We start from the raw sequence: 5,647 nt of genomic DNA on the forward strand, positions 1-5,647 counted from the left end.
AAGGACGCGAAGCAGTGTAACCCGAACTTGCGTAGCGCGAAGTCGAACTATCTAGCAGGATGTTCCGTAGATGAGTCGCTTTTGCTTTTCCTCTGGCAGAAGCGGCTCGTTTTATGAGATGGCTCGCTGCATCACTCCGGCTGTCACGGTAATCATCACTATATTATCAGTGATAAATTACCGTGACGATTAGTAGTGACGATACTGATGACAACAGTTCAATTTATCGAATTGACGAAAAGCGTGATAGTAAGTTGCGTATTTGCTAGTGAGTCTAAAAATTCGACAACTATGAAATTGCAACGGTCAATGGTAGATAAAAATAAAGCAGACTCGCCGAGAGAGATCGAACTCAGCGAGTCTGCCTATCATGCGAATGGTGCCCGAGGCGAGAGTCGAACTCGCACGTCGTTAAACAACGGTTTTTGAGACCGCCGCGTCTGCCATTCCGCCACTCGGGCGCAAGAACAGAGTATACCGGATGCCTCGCCCTCCGTCGAGTAAAAAATGCTGGACGCCCAGGAGGCACATAGAGACGCGTAGTGGCATGCGAAAACCTGCGCATACGGGGCGACGGCCCGTCAACATATATATGAGGATCTGGCGCAGTGGTGCTGCATGCCGCATAATAGAAAGATCGTCGGTCTGCGGCAGGAGCGCTGCTGTACGGCCTCGTAACACGCTCGACCCGAGAGACGGGAGTCATTGTGGAACATGCTGAGCTGACTAAGAAGATCGACGCGTACCTCGAGGAAAACTGGGACGCGATGGTGGGCGACATAACCACGCTGGTGCGCATCCCCAGCTTCGAGGAGCTCGACAAGAAAGCTGAAGGCGCGCCCTTCGGCCCTGGACCAAAAGCTGCACTTACGGCTGCGCTCGACTTAGCCGATAGCATGGGTTTCACCACGCACGATGCCGAGGGTTATATCGGCTTTGCCGATTTCCCCGGCAAAAGCGAAACCCAGCTCGGCATCATCGGCCATATGGATGTAGTCCCGGCCGGCCCTGGCTGGACCTATCAGCCCTACGAAGTCACGCGCAAGGATGGCTACCTCATGGGTCGCGGCACGCTCGACGACAAGGGTCCCAGCGTCATGGCGCTGCACGCCATGAAGTTCTGGAAGGATCAGGGCGTCGAATTCCCCTACACCATCCGCTTCCTGTTCGGTGCGAACGAGGAGTCGGGTATGGCGGACGTGGCGTATTACCACGAGCATTACGAAGACCCGGCTTTCCTGTTTACGCCCGATGCGGAATTCCCCGTGTGCTACGGCGAGAAGGGCGGCTTCGACGGTACCATCACGAGCAAGCCCATCGAGGAATGCGCGCGGGTTATCGTGGAGTTCGAAGGCGGCGCGGCCACGAACGCGGTGCCGGGTATCGCGCATGCCGTCGTGAAGGCCGAAGCAAAGGAGCTGCCGAACACCGACCGTATCACCGTAACCGAAGCGGGGCCCGGTCTGGCGCGTCTTGAAGCTGCGGGCAAGGGCGCGCATGCCTCTACGCCGGACGAGGGCATTAACGCCATCGGGCTTTTGGTGGACTACTTGCTGGAGCAAGGCCTATGCGGCACCGATGAGCGGGCTTTCCTGGAGCTGGATCAAAAGCTGCTGAACCACACGGATGGCGGCGGCGTGGGCATCAAGACCGAGGACGAGTATTTCGGGCCCCTCACGGTTATCGGCGGTACCATCGCGCTCAAGGACAACTGCTTCGTGCAGACACTGGACAGCCGCTTCCCCACGTCCATCACGGGCGACGACATCATGGAGCGCGTGGGCAGCCTGGTGGGTGAGGTCGGCGGCACGTTCGAGAACACGCTGCTGATGGTCCCGTTCCTGGTGAAGCCGGACTCCCCGGTAATCCAGGCGCTGCTGAACGCGTACAACGAGGCTACCGGCGAGGATGCCAAGCCGTTCACGATGGGCGGCGGCACATACGCTCGCGAGTTCAAGAGCGGTGCGAGTTTCGGCCCCGAGAAGCCGTGGGTGAAGAACCCCGAGTGGGTAGGCATGATGCACGGCCCCGACGAGGGTGTGAGCGAGGACCTGCTGAAGCAGTCGTTCAAGATATACGCGCTTACGTTGGACAAGCTGATGCAGCTTGATTTGAAGTAGGAAGCAACGCCTCAGTATGCGCCCCGGCCCTTCCCTTGAGGTCCGGGGCGATTTTTTTCGAAAGGAGCATCGCTATGGTTGACACCGTACCCGATATACCCACGCTGGGCATTGCCGATGCCGAGGGACTTGAGCAAGTTGCAGATGGCCGCATCATGTTGGAGGGCTTGCCGAACACCCGCGATATTGGCGGCATCGAAGGTGCCCATGGTCGCTTCGTCAAGCATGCTCGCCTGCTGCGATCTGGCGCGCTGGCCGGTGCGACCGAACGCGACTTGGAAGTGCTTGCCGACGACTACGATCTGCGCACGGTTGTTGATCTGCGTACCGAGGATGAGCGTCGAGAGAAGCCTGATCCCGAGGATGCACTTGTGGACGTGCGTTTTGACCATGTTCCTGTGCTGAACACTGAAACACTGGGCATTACGCATGGAGGAGGCCTGCGCGACGCCTTGAAGATACTGCGCCAAGTGCAAGACGATCCGGCAAAGATCATGATGGAGATCTATCCCCGCATACTGCTGGACGAAGCGAGCCAACGGGGTTTCGCAACCTTTTTTGAGGATGTGCTGGCTACTGAGGAAGGCTCGGTGTTGTGGCACTGCACTATCGGAAAAGATCGTGCAGGTTTGGCTACGGTGCTGTTGCTGCAGGTGCTGGGTGCCTCGCCAAAGGCCATTATGAAAGACTATCAGGCCACGAACCGCTATGTTGCTTCGCGTACGCAGGAGATCATGGATGCGCTTGCCTCTTACCACCTAGCTGGCAAGTTGGACGATAGCATCCAGGTGATCAACTCTGCGGACCCACGCTTCCTAGGTGCTGCGCTCGATGCGGTCGACCGCGAGTTCGGCAGCTTGGATGCCTATGTCGAGAAAGCTCTAGGCGTCACTGCCGACAAGCGTGCGGCGCTGCAAGCACGCTATCTTACCGATGATCCGAGCGCTTAGGACGGCTTCCAGGCGACCGCTCTTTTCCGCTCGCGATTCCATCGAGCGTCCGAACGTATTAATGCTTTGGCATACGCCTTGGGGGCCTTGGGGGCCGAGAGAACTTGTGGAATTCATTTATTCGCGCTTTTTCGTTCTTTCGGCTCCCCATGATCTATAATAGCTATGAGCGAAGCTTGCATTATGGGGTTTGGAAGCGAGGAGGTTCACGTGTTAAAAGCCATGATCGTCGATGACGAGGCTCCTGCGCGTTCTGAACTAAAGTTCCTGTTGGACGAGCTGGGTCAGACCGAGGTTGCCGCCGAGGCTGCCAGCGTGCGCGAGGCTATCGAGAAGCTGAAGGATTACCCTTGCGACGTTATGTTCCTTGATGTGAACATGCCTGAAGCTACGGGGCTGCAGCTTGCCGAGGCCCTGCAGCATCTGAAATTTCCGCCGTCGATTGTTTTCGTGACGGCCTACAGCGAGTTTGCACTCGAGGCGTTCAAAGTAAGCGCCATCGATTATCTGGTGAAACCGGTTGAGACCGAGCGGCTCTCGCAAGCCATCTCGCGCGTGCGCGAGCATGTTTCGCTGCATGTTGCGGCGCAGAAATCTGAGCGCATTCCCGTTGAAAAGGGTGGGAAGAAGATACTCATCGGCATAGACAAGATCCGCTTCGTCATGGCTCGCGATGACTATGCATACCTGCAGACCGATACGGATCGCTATTTCTCCACCGTCAGCCTAGCCCAGTTGGAGAAGCGTTTGGACGGCCATGGGTTCTTCCGCGTGCATCGCGGTTATTTGGTGAACCTGTCTATGGTGGAAGAGATCGAGTCGGTGTCGGGCGGTACGTTGTTGCTTACCTTGAACTGCAGCGACGAGAAGATACCGGTTTCCCGCCGCCGCGTTTCCGCATTGAAGAAGGCGTTGGGGCTGTAGTCTCGTGTTAGGCTGAGGCCTCTGATCTGAAAAGTGCTTCAAGCAAAAGCGCTGGCGACCAATTTGGTTGCCAGCGCTTTTGCTTTATAGGGAGGGGTAGTGCAACGTGGAAATCTCTCGCGAGGCCTCGGAAATCAAAAGCCCTCGAAAAACTCTTCGAGGGATATATCGAATCCCTTCACGATTCTTTCAAGGGTGTCGAACCCGAAATTGCGGTTCCCCTTTTCGATGTCTGCAAGGTAGCTTCGGTTAAGCCCGATCATAAGCGCGAACTTTTCTTGCGTGAGTCCATTTCTCAAGCGCAGCTCTTTGATTCGTGCTCCGACTTTGTTTCTGCTTCTTGTCTTCGTCATGCGCTAAGCCTAGCGTCAGCCATGCAATATTATGTATGCGATCAGAAACAAATTGCTATTAAACAGGTCATATATAGGCCCTAGCATGCGCGAGAAGGCAGTGGCATGACAGTTTCATGTAGAGGAAAAGGTTGGTCGATTGACTATCGGAAGCGAAAAGAAAAAGACGCAAGGCGAGGAAAACGCGGATGCTCCTTGCCGTACCAGGCGCTGTGCGCGGTATGCTTTTGCCCATGAAAAACGAATCGCCCCAAAATTTGGGACGATTCGTTTTTCATGGGTTCTTGTTCGGAGGGGGGCAGGTTTCATCCCCTCCCCCTTTTTCTCATGAAAAGAGGCTGGCACCCGGGCTGTTGTCCTTGCTGCGCTGACGTAAGCGAAACTTTAGCTGAGGGGTGCTAGAACCTAGTACTCGCTAAACGATGCTTTGGGGGCCAGGCAGATGGGGCAGGCGATGAAGTTTTCGCCCTTATGGATATAGCCGCAGATGGGACACAGGTAATACTTGTCATCGGTGGGGGTGTCGATGGTGTTGTACGCATCTAGGTAGCGCTCGGCATGGTAGGCTTCGGCCAACTTGGCGCGGGTGAACACCTGGACAGCCTCATTGTTGTTCTCTTGCTGGGCCACTTTGATGAATGCGGGATACATATCTGAGGTTTCGTAGATCTCGCCGTTGGCGCCCGCAATAAGGCTCAGGTCGACGGTGTGCGAGGGAACTTGGGGAGGTTCGGGAGCCTTGTAGCTAGGTTCCAGCTTTTGCGCCAGCTTGGTTTCCAGCTCGATATGTATCTTCTCGGCATCCGACGTGCAGTGGAACAAGCGCGCGATGTGGGCGAACCCTTCTTTTTCAGCTGCCGCCGCCCAAGCGGCATACTTCGTGGTAGCTCCGGTTTCGCCGGTAATGGCGGACTTCAAGTTGTCCAGTGTCGTGCCCACGGTCGTCTTGCTGTCCTCGACAATTGCGAAGTTGCTTGCCGTGGCGGCGTCAGGCATGGTTTTCGGGTCGAGCATCTTGGCTGCGGGTGCCGAATCGGCAGATGCGTCGGTCTTCGTTTCCGTTTTGGCAGCAGGTTTCTCCTGTGACGAACAGCCTGCTAGCACGCCGAGCGTCGAAATGGCAGCAGCGCCAACGACGGCGCTTCTCATGAAGTTGCGTCTTGAAATGTCAGGCATGGAACCCCTCCTCTTCTGGCGATGCGCATGAAGCGTTTCACCCTAAGTGCGAGCTTTTCCCTCGATGATTGCTCGCGTAATATTTGATACAATATACTAATAAAGAATAAAAATCAATAACAAT

At 55.9% G+C, this 5,647-nt stretch carries 5 protein-coding genes and 1 tRNA gene; 3 read left to right on the forward strand and 3 right to left on the reverse strand.

The genetic code is table 11. The features are described from left to right. Positions 1-377: 377 nt before the first annotated feature. Positions 378-461, reverse strand: a tRNA-Leu gene (locus RR842_RS11385). A 246-nt stretch (positions 462-707) separates the two neighbouring features. Between RR842_RS11385 and RR842_RS11390 the strand changes: the two genes are divergently transcribed. The 3 genes from RR842_RS11390 (at position 708) to RR842_RS11400 (ending at position 3,994) form a co-directional block, all read left to right on the forward strand. Continuing rightward, positions 708-2,120 carry a Sapep family Mn(2+)-dependent dipeptidase gene (locus tag RR842_RS11390; RefSeq protein ID WP_332513379.1) on the forward strand — a complete coding sequence of 471 codons (1,413 nt, stop codon included), beginning with the start codon at positions 708-710 and terminating at the stop codon, positions 2,118-2,120. Positions 2,121-2,194: 74 nt separating this feature from the next. After that, the gene (locus RR842_RS11395; protein WP_332729795.1) at positions 2,195-3,070 is read left to right on the forward strand and encodes a tyrosine-protein phosphatase; all 876 of its coding nucleotides are present in this window, start codon (positions 2,195-2,197) and stop codon (positions 3,068-3,070) included. A gap of 210 nt (positions 3,071-3,280) precedes the next feature. Continuing rightward, on the forward strand, positions 3,281-3,994 hold the full coding sequence (locus RR842_RS11400; RefSeq protein WP_332513381.1) for a LytTR family DNA-binding domain-containing protein: 714 nt from the start codon (positions 3,281-3,283) through the stop codon (positions 3,992-3,994). A 134-nt stretch (positions 3,995-4,128) separates the two neighbouring features. Here the strand turns inward: RR842_RS11400 and RR842_RS11405 are convergent, their stop codons facing one another. Beyond that, a complete protein-coding gene (locus RR842_RS11405) occupies positions 4,129-4,347 on the reverse strand; it encodes a helix-turn-helix transcriptional regulator (protein WP_332713423.1) in 219 nt (72 codons plus the stop codon). Between the two features lie 405 nt (positions 4,348-4,752). After that, positions 4,753-5,523, reverse strand: a complete 771-nt coding sequence (locus tag RR842_RS11410; RefSeq protein WP_332513384.1) for a ferritin family protein — start codon at positions 5,521-5,523, stop codon at positions 4,753-4,755. Positions 5,524-5,647: the final 124 nt, after the last annotated feature.

It is taken from the genome of Gordonibacter sp. (assembly GCF_036667095.1).
GTDB lineage: Bacteria > Actinomycetota > Coriobacteriia > Coriobacteriales > Eggerthellaceae > Gordonibacter.